Below are 16528 nucleotides of genomic sequence, written 5' to 3'. Positions count from 1 at the left end.
ATGTAAATTAGTCTGCGAATGAGGGAGACCTCACCGCTGAATGAGATTAAGGACAAGGGCGTTCTTCAAAATGAATATTTGGAGAAGTGCCTTTTTCTTTTGGGTAAATTAAAATAGCGGAAGAAATATGTTAGTAGAGAAAGGAACAGAAAACTATGGGAGTTAATATTGAAAAAGTATTTGGAGAAAACGTATTTGACGACTCAGTTATGAAAGTTCGCTTACCTAAAAGTGATTTTGAGAGAGTTAAAACTCTTATGCATGAAGGTGGAGAAATAACAGAAGATTTGGCAGATGTTGTTGCTCAGGCTATGAAAGAATGGGCATTGGAAAAAGGTGCTACACACTATACACATGTATTTCAACCATATGTTATTTCAGTAGGAGCTGAAAAACATGATTCATTTGCATCAGTACCAGTTGATGGAAAAATTGAAAATACATTTACAGGAAAAGAATTATTAATGGGAGAACCTGATGCTTCTTCATTCCCTTCAGGTGGACTTAGAGAAACATGTGGAGCAAGAGGATATACAGCATGGGACATTACATCTCCTGTTTACATTAAAGAAGATACACTTTGTATACCGACAGCTTTTTGCTCATATACAGGTGAATCACTTGACACAAAGACACCACTTCTTAAGGCAATGCATGCAGTAAGTAAGCAAGGTGTAAGACTTATGAGATTATTTGGAAATGAAAACACAAAGAGAATTTACTCATATGTTGGACCTGAACAGGAATACTTCCTTGTGGATAAGGAAAAATATTTGAAGAGACCTGACTTAATTTACTCAGGACGTACATTATTTGGAGCACCTGCTCCTAAGGGACAGGAAATGGACGACCAGTATTTTGGCGCAATTCCTCCAAGAGTAAAAGCATTCATGGAAGACATAGATGCGAAATTATGGAAGTTAGGAATCACAGCAAAAACAGAACATTGCGAGGTTGCTCCAGGACAGTTTGAAATTGCCCCAATCTTTTCAATTTCAAATGTTGCTTTAGATAACAACCTTTTAGTAATGGATATTTTAAAGAAAACAGCAAGACAGCATGGTTTAATTTGCTTACTTCATGAAAAACCATTTGATGGAATCAACGGTTCAGGTAAGCACAACAACTGGTCACTTACAACTGATGATGGAATTAACTTATTTAAACCTGGAAAAAAACCTGAAAATAACTCATTATTCCAGTTAGTATTAGCTTGTACAATGGCAGCTGTTGACACACATGCAGTTCTTTTAAGATTAGCAGCTTCAAATACAGGTAATGACCACAGATTAGGAGCTAATGAAGCACCACCTGCAATTATCTCAATGTACTTAGGAGATCAGGTTGGAGACGTTGTAGATCAGATTATTAAAAATGGTGAAGCTACATCAAGTCTTTCATCAGGAGAAATTGATTTTGGTATTAAGAAACTTCCAAAACTTGAGAAGGATCCTACAGATAGAAACAGAACATCACCATTCGCATTTACAGGTAACAGATTTGAATTTAGAATGGTTGCTTCATCAAACTCAATTGGTGATGTAAATACAGTTCTTAACGCAATGATGGCTGAACAGTTTGAAAAGGCTGTTGAAGTGTTAAGCAAGGCCGATGATTTCGAAACAGCAGTTACAGAATACACAGCTAAGTTAATGAGAGAACATCAGAGAATTATCTTCAACGGAAACGGATATTCAGAAGAATGGCCGGTTGAAGCTGAAAAGAGAGGTCTTCCAAACTGCAAATCTATTATTGATGCAATACCTGCATTATTAGATGATACAACAATTGAAATGTATGGTAAGTTTGGTATTCTTTCTAAGGCTGAATTAGCAGCAAGAAAGGAAATCTTATTTGAACAGTATGCAGGTGTTAGAAATATTGAAGCATTAACAATGGTAGATATGGCTAACAAGTTAATTATTCCTGCAACAGTTAAATATACAAAAGAACTTGCAGATACTGTTTTAGCAGTAAAAGAAGCTGGTGTAGATGCAACAATTCAGGCAGAAATGTTAGCAGATGCTACAGCAAAATTAGCTGAAATGAAGAAGGCAGTTAAGAACTTGTCAGAAGTAACAGAAAAAGCTGCAAACGCAGGAGATGCACAGGCAGTTGCAGTTGCTTACAAAGATAAAGTTATGGAAGCAATGGCTGAACTTAGAAAACCGGCTGATGAACTTGAAGTAGTTATGCCAAAAGAAGAATGGCCAATGCCTACATACGGTGATTTAGTATTTGAATTATAATTACTATTTATAATAAAACCTCAAAAGGAGTTTGCGATTTTTATCGCAAGCTCTTTTTATGTAATAAGAAATTCTTTCAGAATTTCTTATTACGTAAAAACGTTCCGCTATGGATGCACACTAGCACAAAATGAAAAATGTTGCTAAAGTAACACGCGCTAGGCGCGTAGAATGCCGCAAGCGACATTCTTTTTGTTTAACAAGAAATGTCCCGTACTACATTTTTCTTGCGTTGTTTTGCATAATTGTATAGAATAGTATTTATTCGTAAAAAGATAATAAGTAAAAGCCTGCAATATTAAAAGTGGGATTAAGGAGAGAAAATTAAAGATGAAAGTAATATTGGATATTCTATTGTTATTAGTAGGATTTTTATTCCTTATTAAAGGGGCTGATTTTTTCGTAGATGGAAGCGTGGCAGTTGCCAGAAGATTGAAAGTTCCATCAATTGTAGTGGGACTTACAATTGTTGCGGTGGGAACATCGCTACCTGAACTTGCCGTAAGTTCATTTGCTTCAGCAAAAGGCTCTAATGCTATTGCAGTAAGTAATGTTGACGGTTCAAATACATTTAACCTTTTAATGGTTTTGGGTGTAACAGCTCTTTTTGCAAGCATTAAGGTGAAACAGTCTATATTGAAGAGAGAGTTCCCATTTTTAGCCATAATTTCCCTTATATTGATATTTTTATTAGGAGATGCATTGTGGTTTGGAGATATAATCGGAAATGTGAATTTGCTTAAATTTTCAAACGGAAATGCTACAGTAGGGTCTGTTGGACGAATAGACGGCATATTATTGTTGTTACTGTTTGTAGGTTTTATTGCATGGACAATTTCTTATGCTTTAAGAGAGAGAACACAGGGCGATGATGGAGATATTCTAATGTCTAAGTCCAAATGTGTTTGGTTTATTCTTGGTGGTATAGTAGCAATTGTTGTAGGTGGAGAGGTAGTTGTAGATTGTGCCAAAAGTCTTGCATTGGCGGTAGGTATGAGCGAAACATTAGTAGGTCTTACAGTAGTAGCAATGGGAACATCTTTACCTGAACTTGTTACATCAGCCGTTGCTGCTAAAAAAGGAGAAGCAGATTTGGCAGTGGGAAATGTAGTTGGCTCTAACATATCAAACATTTTATTGGTGTTAGGCGTTTCGGCTACAATATCACCTGTAACAGTTACTTTAAATAATGCGATTGATGCGGTTGTAGCACTACTTGTGGCAGTGATAGTTTATGTAGTGGCAATTACAAGTAAGAAGATTGAAAGAAAAGAAGGTATATTACTAATCTTTATTTATTGTTTATACATGGCATATATTATTTGCAGACAATATATGGCGTAAGTAAAAGATCACAGATTTGTTGGAAATGAATTTTTCACAAGAAGTTAGATATAACAATCTAACATTTGCGAGCGAGTTCATTTGAAGATTAATTGAAAACAAATCTGTGGTCTTTTTTTAGACAGCAAAAAGGATGCATCTCTGCATCCTTTCCGCAAATATATTCTAATAATAAAAAAGGGAGGGAATCGGATAAATCCGATCCAAAAAAATTATGAAAAAACATAAACAAAATGTATAGCAACTTTTGTTTATGTTTATATAATAATTTGAAAACGTGAAAAAAGAGTGTTTTCGATGTAAAGAAATTATGAACAAGGTGTAAAAAAGAAAACTAAAATTGTTTCAACGTAAAATACGTGTTCCTATAGCTGAATTTCTGCACGAAATGTAAACAGTTATTGAGTAAGTGCGTCTCTACAAAAAAGAATGTATCTTTTGCTACTATATGCACCGATACAATGTAAGAAAAAGTAAATTATGCCGGTACATAAAAGCGCTACATTATTAAGAATAAAAGACGCGTTTTATATTGAAAAAGAGGCAAGTTTCATATTGGAAAAGAGGCAAGTTGTACTGTGAAAATAAATGTGTTAGAATATTTAGAAATCCGAAATTTAATTTTGGACAAAATAAGAAAATGGTTGTCAGGGCAATATAAAGTCTGGCACTTAGAATATTTTAATAGAAAGGAACGAGAAAAATGGCACAGAATCCAATAGTAACAATCGAAATGGAAAACGGAGACGTAATGAAGGCTGAATTATATCCTGAAATCGCTCCAAATACAGTAAATAACTTTATAAGCTTAGTAAACAAAGGTTTTTATGATGGAGTAATTTTCCACAGAGTAATCAGAGGTTTTATGATTCAGGGTGGAGATCCACAGGGAACAGGCGTAGGTGGACCTGGATATTCTATTAAGGGTGAATTTTCATATAATGGTTTTGCAAATGACTTAAAGCATACAAAGGGTGTTCTTTCAATGGCAAGAACAATGGAACCAAATTCAGCAGGGTCACAGTTCTTTATTATGCATGAAACATCACCACATCTTGATGGTCAGTATGCAGCTTTTGGAAAAGTTGTAGAAGGTGAAGATATTATTGATAAGATTGCAGCAGTTGCAACAGATTATATGGATAAGCCTTTAGAAGAACAGAAAATGAAAAAAGTTACAGTTGAAACTTTCGGTCAGGATTATCCTGAACCTGAAAAGATGTAATGGAGGATTTCAATGGCTAGAATAACAAAAGATATGATTATTTCAGATATAATTGACATTCACATGGGATGTATACCAATTCTATTAAGTGAGGGAATGCATTGTGTGGGCTGTCCATCTGCTCAGGGAGAATCTTTAGAGGAAGCATGTTTGGTACATGGACTAGATGCAGACGCTTTAGCAAAGAAATTAAATGACTTTGTAGAAAACGTCAAAGAATAGAAGACGTACCACTATAGATGAGCTGGTACAAAAAAAGAATAATTTTAAAAAAATAATTGCAAAAAAATAGTTCCAAAGATATTTGTTTTGTATGTAACAATATCATTTGGAACTATTTTTTATGGATTCTTAATTAAATCCTATAAAGCAACATCACCGATGATGCCATCGATAACATAGTATGCTTTCATATCTTCAGGTTTTACATAAATAGAAACTGAATTTATTGTTCTCTTTTTATTTTTTGCCTTGAAGTCAGCCTTTACAGCTTCTTCAATCTGCTTAGCATCAAATTCCATTCCCTGGAACTGAACATATAAGTTTGACTCTTTTTTAGTAGTCTTTTTAGCTGCTGTTTTCTTAGCTGTAGTCTTAGTAGCTTTCTTTTCTGTTGTTGTAGCTTTCTTTGTAACTGTTTTCTTAGGCTCTTCAACCTTCTTAGCAGTTGCTTTTGTTTCTTCAGCTTTCTTAGCTGTAGCTTTCTTTGCTTCTGCAGTAGTCTTCTTTGTTTCAGTAACTTTTTTTGCTTCAGTAGCAACAACCTTCTTCTCTGTAGTAGCTTTAGCAGTAGTTTTCTTTTCTGCTTCTGCGTTGAATATTGAAGAAACAGTAACCTGCTTTGGTTCTGTTTTAGTTTCAGCTGCTTTTGTACTGATTGTGTTTCCCTTTTTAGTTGCCATAATAAATAATCCTCCTTGAATTTAACCAGGGTGAATCAAGTCATGTATTAATGTATTAGTATATATCAACCCTAATTTAATTGTCTTTCACGCAAATATCATACATCTACTAAATAAATTATGCAACGATTTACCTTGAAGTTTGTAACATTTGCCAAAAAAAGCGAATATTTTTGTAATAAAATTATGGAAATAAAAGTTAAAAATAATATATATGTGGACAAATAAAAGATTATAAGGAAGATTGGAAGTTTATGTACATAGGAAGAAAAGCGTAGATATTTCATTGACACTATGTCGAAAAATTGTTAAAATTTTATTACAGATAACGAACACAAATTTAACATATGTAACAAAAATGAATTATTAAATTAAAGATATAGAATTTCTATATAAATACTAATTGTAAGTGACTACATTTGTTAAAGCATTAGATAGATTAGTTTGGGTGTTAATAGGATGAACATAAATAATAAAGAAGAATTAAAGAAACAGTTGTACATACATAGAAATAGAATATTTTATATTGCAGTATTTGCAATAGCTTCCATTATTACAATCGCATCAGTAATTGGAAGAAATGACAAGATTGTTTTAGTAGACAGCTCTCAGTTGGTTGTTAGTGAGAAAGAATCAATTGATGTGAAAAATAAGGATGAGCAAAAAGTAGCGGCAGTTGATAGAAATGATGAAACAGTAGAGGACACACATATTGAAACTGAAAACACAACAGGCTCTAAGATAGTTATTAATACTGATATTTTGAATGTTAGAAAGGATGCCACAGAAGATTCGGAGGCATTAGGAATCGCTGAGCAGGGAGATGAATTTGATATTATTGCAGAAGACGGTGAATGGATAGAAATTGACTATAATGGCAATAATGGATATGTAAAACAGGAATATGTACAGTTTAAATAAAATACATTTAAGAAATCCTTTATAATGGGATTTCTTTTTTTTATCACAAATGCTATAATGCTCTTTAACTGAACAAATATTAGGGTTACAAAAGATAAACACATTATATTGGGAATTTATACATAATATAATGTAGACATTGTGACCGTAAGAGAAATGTAACTAACAGTTAAATATAGAAAAGGAGGGCGTATGAATTATATTGGATGGTTAATAGTGTTTGTAGTTTTTGCGGCACTGGAGTTGATTTCCCTTGGAATGACCTGTATATGGTTTGCAATTGGAGCTTTGGCTGCCTGTGTTACATCATTGTTTACCGGGAACTGGATTATTCAGGCAATTGTTTTTATAGTTGTTACGGTAATCGTATTGTTAGTGCTTAGACCTATTGCGGTAAAGTACATTAATAACAAAGCCGAGAGGACTAATGTGGAATCAATGGAAGGAAAGACCGGAAAAGTTATTTCTGAAATAGACAATATTAATGCAAAAGGAATGGTTCTTATTGACGGAATGGAATGGACAGCCAGAAGCGTTAATGAAGATATAATACCGGAAAACACATTAGTTGAAGTTGTAGCCATTGAGGGTGTTAAGGCTATTGTGAAAATTAAAGAATAGATATAAATAAGGAGGAGAAAAATGGAAATTTTATTAGTAGTTATAGTGTTGGCAATTGTTGTCACATCAACATGTGTAAAGATTGTACCACAGGCACATTCATATGTTATTGAAAGATTAGGCGTATACAAAGAAACATGGTCTGTAGGAATTCACTTTAAGGTGCCTTTTCTTGATAGAATATCAAGAAGAGTTAATTTAAAGGAACAGGTTGCAGACTTTGAACCACAGCCTGTTATTACAAGAGATAATGTAACAATGCAGATTGATACTATTATTTTCTATCAGATTACAGATCCAAAGTTATATGCTTACGGTGTTGAAAATCCAATAGTGGCAATTAAGTCACTTACAGCAACAACACTTAGAAATATTGTTGGTGATTTGGAACTTGATGAAACACTTACATCAAGAGAAACAATAAATGCAAAAATGCGTACAGAATTAGATGTTGCAACTGATCCATGGGGAATTAAGGTAAACAGAGTCGAACTTAAGAACATTATTCCACCAAGAGATATTCAGGAAGCAATGGAAAAACAGATGCGTGCCGAACGTGAGAAACGTGAACAGATTCTTAGAGCTGAAGGTGAGAAGAAGTCAGCGGTTCTTATTGCAGAAGGTAAGAAAGAAGCAGCAATCTTAAATGCTCAGGCTGACAAGGAAGCAGCAGTTCTTAAGGCTGACGCTGAGAAGCAGAAGAAGATTCTTGAAGCTGAGGGTGAAGCCCAGGCTATTTTGAAGGTGCAGCAGGCTACAGCTGATGGTATTAAGGTAATTAAGGAAGCAGGAGCAGATGAAGCTGTTCTTACAATGAAGAGTTTAGAAGCCTTTGCCGCAGCAGCAGATGGTCAGGCTACAAAGATTATTATCCCATCAGATATTCAGGGAATTGCAGGAAGCGTAAAAGCACTTGCAGAAGTTATTAAAGAATAATATTATGTAGAAATCAGAAAAATTAAAAACTTAATATAATGTAGAATTATGAAAATTCAGATTATTAAAGTTTAGTTATAATACTTGGGGCATATTTGATGTTAAAGAATACTTGAAAAGTAATGTATTTTAATGTAAGATATGCCCTGATATTAAGCAAAAATAAAACAGGTGAAAATATTATGTACAATGAAGATAGAGTTTTGTGTGGGGCAAATTCCTATGAAAAAAAATATTATTTGAATCCTAAATTTAACAATTTACCGGAACAGGTAAAACAGGAATTACAAATTATGTGTGTTATGTTTACTGAAGAGGTAGGTGGAACACTGATAGTTGAATATGATGAAGATGGTTACCTGCAGCTTATAACTCAGGCTGACGAGGGCGACTTGCTATATGATGAAATCGGAAGCGGATTGAAGATTCATCAGATTCAATTAGAGAAAAGAGAGCTTTTAGAAGCTCTTGAAATGTACTATAAAGTGTTTGTTTTAGGAGAAACGGAATAATGTTACTAACAGTAGATGTAGGAAATACAAATATCACATTGGGATTATTTAAAGGAGATAAAGTTTTTGCAAATTTGCGACTTAAGACTCAGTCAGCAAGAACATCAGATGAATATGGTTCATTGATTGCTGAAATGATAGTGAGAAAAGGCATAGACATTTCATCCATAAGCGATGTAATAATTGCCTCTGTTGTTCCAAAAGTAATGTATTCACTAAACAGTGGTATAATGAAGTATTTTGGAATCAAACCTATTATTGTAGGAGTTGGCACAAAAACAGGAATAAAAATCAACAGAACTGATCCAAGAGAAGTAGGAGCAGACAGAATTGTAGATGCTGTTGCAGCTTATGAGTTGTATGGTGGCCCATGTATTGTAATTGATTTTGGCACAGCCACAACTTATGACCTTATAAGCGAAAACGGTACATTAGAAGCCGGTGTTATTTCACCAGGAATTCAAATATGTGCAAAAGCATTATGGGATGGAACAGCAAAACTTCCTGAAGTTGAAATCAAAAAACCTGACTCTATTTTAGGAAAAGACATAATCACTAACATGCAGGCAGGAATTGTGTATGGTTATATAGGTCAGACTGAATATATTGTCAATAAGATTAAGGAAGAAAGCAAAATAAAAGACCTTAAAGTTATTGCTACAGGTGGTCTTGGAAATGTTATATACAAAAACACAGACTGTATCGATGTATATGATAAAGAACTTACTTTGCAGGGAATGCGAATTATATACGAAAAGAATAAAAAATAACTAATAAAGGGATAGAATAATGAAAATTGGTAATCTTGAAATTCAAAACCCTTTAGCGTTAGGACCAATGGCAGGCGTAACGGACCTGCCATTTCGTCTGCTTTGCAAAGAGCAGGGATGCGGAATTTTATATTCTGAAATGGTTAGCGCAAAGGCTATTTTATATAACAATAAAAAAACAAAAGATTTACTTGCTATTGACGAAGACGAGCATCCAATAGGAATTCAGTTGTTTGGCTCAGATCCGGATATAATGGCAGAAATTACAGGCAGAGTTTCCTATGGAGCCTGTGATTTTATTGATATTAACATGGGCTGTCCGGTTCCTAAAATTGTTAATAATCATGAAGGTTCATATTTATTAACTCAGCCAAAGCTTGTTGAAGAAATTTTAACAAAAATGGTTAAGGAAAGCATTAAGCCCATAACAATTAAAATAAGAAAAGGCTTTAAAGATGGAGAACTACAGGCAACGGAAATTGCAAAAATTGCAGAAGCTTGTGGTGTATCAGCCATTGCAGTCCATGGGCGTACAAGGGAACAATACTACAGTGGAAAAGCTGACTGGGATGCAATCAAACAGGTAAAAGAAGCGGTTAATATACCCGTTATTGGAAATGGTGATATTTTTACACCGGAAGATGCCAAAGCAATGAAAGAATATACCGGGTGTGACGGGCTTATGGTTGGGCGTGCAGCAAGAGGAAATCCTTGGATATTTAAACAGATAAATGAGTATTTAAACACAGGAAAGCTCATAGACAAGCCAACATCTGGGGAAGTAAAGGAAATGATTTTAAAACATGCCAACCTTATTGTGGAGTACAAAGGTGAATATACCGGAGTTCACGAAATGCGAAAACACATAGCCTGGTACACAGGTGGTTTGCCACATTCTGCTGAATTAAGAAGATTGTGTAACACAATGGAAACATATGAAGAATTAAAAGACTTAATAAATGAGAGATTATAGTGCGTATGCTAAAAGACTTAATAAACGAGAGAATGCGGTATAGATGTGCTAAAAGAGTTCTTAATAAATGCGAGATTACAATATATATGTACTTACAGATAAAAAAGCTGGAAAACCCTTAATTTATCTAGGAAAATAAGGAAAATATAAAGGGGTTTTTGTTGACAATGGCAAAGGCTCTTGTTATTATAAAGTGTAAAACTTTGAACAAATTTGATTGGAGGAAGCAATAATGGCAGATAATGCAAAGAAAAATATACTTACTTATGCAGGTCTTCAGGAACTTGAGGCTGAATTAGAAGATTTAAAGGTAAATAAACGTAAAGAAGTTGCTCAGAAGATTAAAGAAGCAAGAGAACAGGGTGACTTATCAGAAAATGCTGAATATGATGCAGCAAAAGATGAACAAAGAGATATTGAAGCTCGTATCGAAGAAATCGAAAAAATCCTCAAGAACGTAGAAGTTGTTGGAGAAGATGATATTGATGATACAAAGATTAGTGTTGGATGCCATATTGTAATTCATGATTTTGAATATGATGAAGATCTTGAATTTAGCATTGTTGGTTCAACACAGACTAACAGTTTACAGGGCAAGATTTCAAACGAATCACCTATTGGAACAGCTTTAATCGGTCACGAAGTTGGTGATGTTGTAGAAGTTGAAATTGGTGAAACAGTTTCAAAATACAAAGTTCTTGAAATTAAGAAGACTAAATAAATATATTTAAAATATAAAGAGCGCACTACGGGTGCGCTTTAAATTGCGAAAACAGAGGAGAGAAAAATGGCAGGACAAAATAAGAATAACAACCAGGAAGTTGATACAAAGCAACTTTTAAAGGTGCGTCGCGAAAAGTTAGCTGACTTACAGGAAAGAGGCAAAGATCCTTTCCAGATTACAAAGTATGATGTAACACATCACAGCATGGAAATTAAAGAACATTTTGACGAATTAGAATGTGGACATGATGAAGAAGGCAAGTTAATAAAAGATCCTTCAAAGCTTGTATCTGTTGCAGGTCGTATTATGTTAAAGCGTGTAATGGGTAAGGCTTCATTCTGTAACATTCAGGATTTACAGGGAAATATTCAGGTTTACGTTGCAAGAAACGAAATCTGTGAAGAACCATTTGAAGAATACAAAGACTTCAAGAAGATGGATATTGGTGATATTGTTGGAATTAAGGGATATCCATTTAAGACAAAGACAGGTGAAATGAGTATTCATGCAACAGAAGTAACTTTACTTACAAAGAGTTTACAGATTTTACCTGAAAAGCATCATGGTTTAACAAATACAGACTTAAGATATCGTCAGAGATATTTAGACCTTATTATGAATCAGGAAGCAAAGGACGTATTTGTTAAGCGTTCAAAGATTATCGGCGAAATTAGAAGATACTTAGACGGACAGGGATTCATGGAAGTTGAAACACCTATGCTTGTACACAATGCAGGTGGTGCAGCAGCCCGTCCATTTGAAACTCATTTTAATGCATTAGATGAAGATGTTAAACTTCGTATTTCATTAGAGCTTTACCTTAAGAGACTTATTGTAGGTGGCTTAGAAAGAGTATACGAAATCGGTAGAGTTTTCCGTAATGAAGGTGTTGATACAAGACACAACCCTGAATTTACACTTATGGAATTATACCAGGCATACACGGATTACAACGGCATGATGGATTTAACAGAAAATCTTTACAGACATCTTGCAGAAACTGTATGTGGTAGTGCAAAGATTGTTTACAATGGAATCGAAATGGATTTAAGCAAGCCATTTGAAAGACTTACAATGGTTGATGCAGTTAAAAAATATGCAGGAGTAGACTGGAACGAAGTTGAAACAGTTGAACAGGCTAGAGAACTTGCAAAAGAACATCATGTAGAATACGAAGAACACCATAAGAAGGGTGACATCTTAAACTTATTCTTTGAGGAATTTGTTGAAGAACACCTTATTCAGCCAACATTTATTATGGATCATCCAATTGAGATTTCTCCTTTAACAAAGAAGAAACCTGAAAATCCTGAATATGTTGAACGTTTCGAATTCTTCATGAACGGCTGGGAAATGGCAAATGCTTACTCAGAACTTAACGATCCAATTGATCAGAGAGAAAGATTCAAGGCTCAGGAAGAATTATTAGCACTTGGTGATGAAGAAGCTAATACAACAGATGAAGATTTCATGAACGCACTTGAAATCGGTATGCCACCAACAGGCGGTATTGGATTTGGTATCGACAGAATGTGTATGTTACTTACAGATTCAGCAGCTATCAGAGACGTGTTATTATTCCCAACAATGAAACAGTTGGACAAATAAAGCCCATAAATAAAGGGTTTGCAGAGGCTTAAATTAAATTTGACATCAAATTGACATCAAATCAGAAGGTTTATACGAAGAGTTATGTATCAATATGAGATATATAACTGTCAAACAACTATATAATAGTTAATCCTAATTAGGACACTTTTTAAAAAATAATTTTTAAGAAGTGTCCTTTTTTGTTGCAATTTTGTCATAGGCTCAATTTTTATTAAGGAGATTTATTATGGAAAGAAAACAAGAATTTATGCCAATTAAAGAAGTTAAGGAAAAAAGGAGAAATCTTGAAAAGAAGTTTTTAAGGTATCAGGAAGCAGAACATGTTTATAGTATTCAACATAAAAAATTGTTTGAATTGGCAAGCAAGGCTGGGGCTATTTACAGAATTGATGGATATGTATTGATTAACAGAGATATTTTTAATGAATATTTAGAGCAATTTCATGAACCAGCAAAGAAAGAGGAGGCGAACAGAATATGAGTGGAAATATTTGGAGGTATTCATATGACATTGATGAACAGGATATTGACATGTTACAGAGGGATTTTATTACCTTCAAGCAAGGTGCAGAGTATTACAAGATGGGAATGAAACCTTTTATAAGAATATGTAGAGAGTCAGGTGCAGTTTATAAGATTGGCAAAATGGTAAGAGTTAACAGACATATTTTAGAACAACACATCAGAAAACTTAGATTGAAGGAGGAAAAATAATGGTTAATAGTGCAGGAACAGTAAGAGAAACGAAAGCATTGGCTAAGAAATTTGTTAGATATAAAGAAGGTGCAGAACTGTACAGTATGGGACATAGCAAGTTTGAACAATTAGCTAAAGAAGCAAAGGCAACCTATAAGGTTAATGGGATTGTGTTGGTGAATTGCGAAATCTTTGAGAAATTTTTAGAAAAATTTAGAGAATTATAGGAGGAAGTATATGAGTAAAATAATTGCAATAGCAAATCAGAAAGGCGGTTGTGGAAAAAGCACAACCGCAGTTAACCTAGGAATAGGTTTAGTAAGAAAAGGAAAAAAAGTTTTGATAGTGGATGCAGATCCACAAGGAAGTGCATCAATCTGTTTAGGTGTAAATGAACCGGATGAACTTGATTATACACTAGCAAATGCAATGTTGGATGTAATCAATGATGAAAAAATTGATTATAAAAAATTAATCCACCATCATTGTGAAGGGGTAGATTTTATCCCAGCAAATATTGAACTGTCAGGTTTAGAAGTATCAATGGTAAGTGTAATGAGTAGGGAAATGGTAATGAAGTGTTTGTTAGGAGAACTGACGGAACAATATGACGTCATATTAATTGATTGCATGCCAAGTTTGGGTGTTATTACCATAAACGCGTTAACATGTGCAAATTCGGTCATTATACCTAGTCAGGCGGCATATTTGCCAGTCAAGGGTCTACAGCAACTTATAAAAACTATAAGCCGAGTAAAGAAACAGATTAATCCGAGCCTTATAATCGAGGGCTTATTACTTACGATGGTTGATATGCGTTCCAATTATACAAAGGACATTATTGAGGCATTAGGAAATACATATGGAGAGAGCATAAGAATCTTTGAAAATAGGATTCCAATGTCAGTAAGAGCGGCAGAAACAAGTGCAGTAGGCAAGAGCATATATACACATGATGCTAGAAGTAAAGTTGCAAAGAGTTATGAATTATTAACAGAGGAGGTTTTAGAGAATGAGTAAATTTGGAGAAAAGATAAAATTAACAAGTTATGATGAATTACTTGGTGTGAATAATGAAAATGAAGGAACAAAGGAATTAGACATTAACTTATTAAGAGAGTTTGAAAATCATCCATTTAAAGTGTTGGATGATGAAAGAATGGGGGAACTTGTAAGTTCCATAAGAGAAAGAGGAATACTGTCCCCCATTTTGGTAAGAAAAAAGGATAACTTTTACGAGGTAATATCAGGGCATAGAAGAAAGAGAGCTGCAGAAATAATAGGACTTGAAAAAGTGCCTGTAATAATAAAGGAGTTAACGGATGATGATGCCACAATAATTATGGTTGATAGTAATATTCAAAGAGAGGAAATATTACCGAGTGAAAAGGCATTTGCCTTTAAGATGAAGATGGATGCCATAAGTCACATGGGGAAAAAAGGTGAAAGAAGTCGTGAAATTGTTGGAGAAGATAATGGACTAGGGGGGAGACAAGTCACCAGATATGTCAAGTTAACAAATTTAATATCTGAATTGTTAGATATGGTAGATAAGAAGGAGTTAACAATTACAACAGCTGTAAAAATTGCTGATTTATCGGAAGAAAAACAGATAGAAGTATTAAATTACATTAATCAGGGATACAGCATTAATGATGAGCAAATTAAGCGTATTAGAGAAATGAATGAAGAAAGTAAGAAAGAGATTTATGAAAAGGTTGAAAATGTTGATTTGAAACAAAGAAAAAAGAAAAAAGTAATATTACCAGAGAATAAATTAGAAAAGTACTTTCCAGAAGACTATTCGAAGAAAGATATGGAAAAAATAATTTATCAGCTTCTGGAGAAATGGAAGAGTGAAGGATATGGCATTTGATTATTATTATGGAACGCAAGCCGACCAATTCAATTTCATAAAGATACCAAAAACAATGATAACAGATCCAATGTTTGAAGATTTGTCAGTTAATGCAAAACTTTTGTATGGAGTGTTGCTGGACAGAATGAATCTATCAATGAAAAACAGATGGTTTGATGACGAGAACAGAGTGTACATAATATATCAGGTTGCTGAAATAATGGAAGATTTCAATTTTAGCAAGAAGACCGCAGTAAAGTATCTTAATGAACTGGTTGAATTTGGCTTAGTTGAAAAGAAACGAAGGGGATTAGGTTTACCAAGCCTGTTGTATGTTAAAAGCTTTATAATTGAAAGAGATTATTCAGGAGACAAAGAAGATATTGAAACTTCTCATGATAATTGCGGTAATTCCAGAGGTGTAACGTCTTACACTTCAAGAAGTGTAGGAGAGGAAACTTCAAGAGGTGTAAATATTACACTTCAAGAGGTTACCGATGCTACACCACTTAATAATAAGACTAATAGTAGTAATACTAATATAAATAATACTAATGAGAGTCATATCACATCTAATCATATCACAGCTACTACAGTTGATGGGATGGGAAGAGATATGATAAAACTAAAATACGAGGCATACGAAAAATTGATAAAACACAATATTGATTACGATTGCCTGATACACAACAATATAACATCCAGAGAAGAAATTAATAATTTGGTTGACATTATGGTTGAGGCAATAGTAAGTGATAAGGAGTATCAGATAATCAGTGGCAATAGAGTTTCAACAGAAATGATAAAGTCAAGATTTTGTAAATTAGACAAGAGTCATATTGAATATGTTTTAGATTGCCTGAACCATAATAGCTCTGATGTAAGAAACATTAAGAAGTATTTGCTAGCGACGTTATATAATGCTCCAATGACAATCGACAGTTATTATAAGGCATTGGTTCAGCATGACATGCCGGAACTGGCAATGAGAACAAAATTTAGAAGTGATTAAAAAAGAACCATAGTAGACTCAAAAAAGGTTAAAAAAAGACCATACTAGAGTTTTGTTTTATAGATTTGTTGTGCTATGATAGTCCTATCAACAGTTGATGTATTTACCACTGCATTGATGTTGATAAATGTTTGTTATAAATGGACTTAAATTTTGCGCAGAAGGGTTGGTACC

At 34.0% G+C, this 16528-nt stretch carries 19 protein-coding genes; 18 read left to right on the top strand and 1 reads right to left on the bottom strand.

What is annotated here, in order from left to right; translation table 11 throughout:
- Positions 1 to 155 precede the first annotated feature (155 nt).
- The 4 genes from ACQY63_RS07485 (at position 156) to ACQY63_RS07470 (ending at position 5040) form a co-directional block, all read left to right on the top strand.
- Positions 156 to 2249, top strand: coding sequence for a glutamine synthetase III (locus ACQY63_RS07485; protein WP_412623082.1), 2094 nt, complete (start codon positions 156 to 158; stop codon positions 2247 to 2249).
- 330 nt (positions 2250 to 2579) lie between these two features.
- Positions 2580 to 3593: a calcium/sodium antiporter gene (locus tag ACQY63_RS07480; RefSeq protein WP_022166271.1), complete on the top strand. Its 1014-nt coding sequence runs from the start codon at positions 2580 to 2582 to the stop codon at positions 3591 to 3593.
- A 703-nt stretch (positions 3594 to 4296) separates the two neighbouring features.
- Positions 4297 to 4818: a peptidylprolyl isomerase gene (locus ACQY63_RS07475; protein ID WP_022166270.1), complete on the top strand. Its 522-nt coding sequence runs from the start codon at positions 4297 to 4299 to the stop codon at positions 4816 to 4818.
- Between the two features lie 12 nt (positions 4819 to 4830).
- On the top strand, positions 4831 to 5040 hold the full coding sequence (locus tag ACQY63_RS07470) for a DUF1858 domain-containing protein (RefSeq protein ID WP_022166269.1): 210 nt from the start codon (positions 4831 to 4833) through the stop codon (positions 5038 to 5040).
- 140 nt (positions 5041 to 5180) lie between these two features.
- Here ACQY63_RS07470 and ACQY63_RS07465 read toward each other — a convergent pair whose 3' ends face one another.
- Positions 5181 to 5720, bottom strand: a complete 540-nt coding sequence (locus ACQY63_RS07465) for a DUF6465 family protein (protein WP_428244970.1) — start codon at positions 5718 to 5720, stop codon at positions 5181 to 5183.
- A 459-nt stretch (positions 5721 to 6179) separates the two neighbouring features.
- On the opposite strand from ACQY63_RS07465, the gene ACQY63_RS07460 reads away from it, so the two are divergent.
- From ACQY63_RS07460 to ACQY63_RS07395, 14 genes are all read left to right on the top strand, one after another.
- The gene (locus ACQY63_RS07460; RefSeq protein ID WP_428244969.1) at positions 6180 to 6641 is read left to right on the top strand and encodes an SH3 domain-containing protein; all 462 of its coding nucleotides are present in this window, start codon (positions 6180 to 6182) and stop codon (positions 6639 to 6641) included.
- 192 nt (positions 6642 to 6833) lie between these two features.
- Entirely contained in the window at positions 6834 to 7262 is a 429-nt protein-coding gene (locus ACQY63_RS07455) for an NfeD family protein (protein ID WP_022166266.1), read from the top strand.
- A 21-nt stretch (positions 7263 to 7283) separates the two neighbouring features.
- Positions 7284 to 8198: an SPFH domain-containing protein gene (locus ACQY63_RS07450; protein WP_022166265.1), complete on the top strand. Its 915-nt coding sequence runs from the start codon at positions 7284 to 7286 to the stop codon at positions 8196 to 8198.
- Between the two features lie 182 nt (positions 8199 to 8380).
- Complete coding sequence (locus ACQY63_RS07445; protein WP_117999416.1) at positions 8381 to 8710, top strand: DUF6145 family protein; 330 nt, start codon at positions 8381 to 8383, stop codon at positions 8708 to 8710.
- Positions 8710 to 9480, top strand: a complete 771-nt coding sequence (locus ACQY63_RS07440) for a type III pantothenate kinase (protein ID WP_022166263.1) — start codon at positions 8710 to 8712, stop codon at positions 9478 to 9480. Before ACQY63_RS07445 ends, ACQY63_RS07440 begins: the two co-directional genes overlap by 1 nt.
- Positions 9481 to 9499: 19 nt before the next feature.
- Complete coding sequence (gene dusB, locus ACQY63_RS07435; protein ID WP_302689745.1) at positions 9500 to 10453, top strand: tRNA dihydrouridine synthase DusB; 954 nt, start codon at positions 9500 to 9502, stop codon at positions 10451 to 10453.
- Positions 10454 to 10685: 232 nt separating this feature from the next.
- On the top strand, positions 10686 to 11174 hold the full coding sequence (gene greA, locus ACQY63_RS07430) for a transcription elongation factor GreA (protein ID WP_022166261.1): 489 nt from the start codon (positions 10686 to 10688) through the stop codon (positions 11172 to 11174).
- Positions 11175 to 11240: 66 nt separating this feature from the next.
- The gene (gene lysS / locus ACQY63_RS07425) at positions 11241 to 12785 is read left to right on the top strand and encodes a lysine--tRNA ligase (protein WP_117999419.1); all 1545 of its coding nucleotides are present in this window, start codon (positions 11241 to 11243) and stop codon (positions 12783 to 12785) included.
- A 229-nt stretch (positions 12786 to 13014) separates the two neighbouring features.
- Complete coding sequence (locus ACQY63_RS07420) at positions 13015 to 13269, top strand: DUF6462 family protein (RefSeq protein WP_428244968.1); 255 nt, start codon at positions 13015 to 13017, stop codon at positions 13267 to 13269.
- Complete coding sequence (locus ACQY63_RS07415) at positions 13266 to 13502, top strand: DUF6462 family protein (protein ID WP_428244967.1); 237 nt, start codon at positions 13266 to 13268, stop codon at positions 13500 to 13502. Before ACQY63_RS07420 ends, ACQY63_RS07415 begins: the two co-directional genes overlap by 4 nt.
- The gene (locus ACQY63_RS07410; protein ID WP_118030578.1) at positions 13502 to 13711 is read left to right on the top strand and encodes a DUF6462 family protein; all 210 of its coding nucleotides are present in this window, start codon (positions 13502 to 13504) and stop codon (positions 13709 to 13711) included. Before ACQY63_RS07415 ends, ACQY63_RS07410 begins: the two co-directional genes overlap by 1 nt.
- Before the next feature lie 10 nt (positions 13712 to 13721).
- Positions 13722 to 14504 carry a ParA family protein gene (locus ACQY63_RS07405; RefSeq protein ID WP_428244966.1) on the top strand — a complete coding sequence of 261 codons (783 nt, stop codon included), beginning with the start codon at positions 13722 to 13724 and terminating at the stop codon, positions 14502 to 14504.
- A complete protein-coding gene (locus ACQY63_RS07400; RefSeq protein WP_428244965.1) occupies positions 14497 to 15360 on the top strand; it encodes a ParB/RepB/Spo0J family partition protein in 864 nt (287 codons plus the stop codon). Before ACQY63_RS07405 ends, ACQY63_RS07400 begins: the two co-directional genes overlap by 8 nt.
- Positions 15350 to 16354 carry a DUF6017 domain-containing protein gene (locus ACQY63_RS07395; protein WP_428245281.1) on the top strand — a complete coding sequence of 335 codons (1005 nt, stop codon included), beginning with the start codon at positions 15350 to 15352 and terminating at the stop codon, positions 16352 to 16354. Before ACQY63_RS07400 ends, ACQY63_RS07395 begins: the two co-directional genes overlap by 11 nt.
- The last annotated feature ends 174 nt before the right edge of the window (positions 16355 to 16528 follow it).

The sequence above is a fragment of the Eubacterium sp. Marseille-QA0814 genome (assembly GCF_965119675.1).
In the GTDB taxonomy this organism is placed as follows: domain Bacteria; phylum Bacillota; class Clostridia; order Lachnospirales; family Lachnospiraceae; genus Eubacterium_G.
This window is presented reverse-complemented; position numbering and strand designations above follow the sequence as displayed.